This window comes from Roseococcus sp. SYP-B2431, from assembly GCF_004336745.1.
In the GTDB taxonomy this organism is placed as follows: domain Bacteria; phylum Pseudomonadota; class Alphaproteobacteria; order Acetobacterales; family Acetobacteraceae; genus Roseococcus.
The window spans coordinates 1-535 of record NZ_SJXD01000023.1 but is presented as its reverse complement, the minus strand read 5'-3'; the positions used below and the strand labels follow the sequence as shown (position 1 = coordinate 535).

The 535-nt window shown below is 65.8% G+C and carries 1 protein-coding gene; it reads right to left on the bottom strand.

The features are described from left to right. On the bottom strand, nucleotides 1-533 hold a 533-nt coding region (locus EJV46_RS11280), incomplete at its 3' end, for a GTP-binding protein (protein ID WP_131548764.1). Nucleotides 534-535: the final 2 nt, after the last annotated feature.

Genomic DNA, 535 nt, shown 5'->3' with positions numbered 1-535 from the left:
AGCGCGGCCACCGCCGAACCCTTGATGATGGGGATGTCGTCGCCCGGGAACTGGTAGGAGGACAGCAGCTCGCGCACCTCCATCTCCACCAGCTCCACCAGGTCGGGATCCGCCAGGTCCATCTTGTTCAGGAACACCACCAGCGCCGGAACGCCCACCTGCCGCGCCAGCAGGATGTGCTCGCGCGTCTGCGGCATCGGGCCATCGGCCGCCGACACCACCAGGATTGCGCCGTCCATCTGCGCGGCGCCCGTGATCATGTTCTTCACGTAGTCCGCGTGCCCGGGGCAATCCACATGCGCGTAGTGACGGTTCGGCGTCTCGTACTCCACATGCGCCGTCGAGATCGTGATGCCGCGCGCCCGCTCCTCAGGAGCCTTGTCGATCTGGTCGTACGCCGTGAACGACGCGCCGCCCGACTTCGCCAGCACCTTCGTGATCGCCGCCGTCAACGACGTCTTGCCATGGTCCACATGGCCGATCGTCCCAATGTTGCAGTGCGGCTTGTTCCGCTCAAACTTCGCCTTGGCCATCG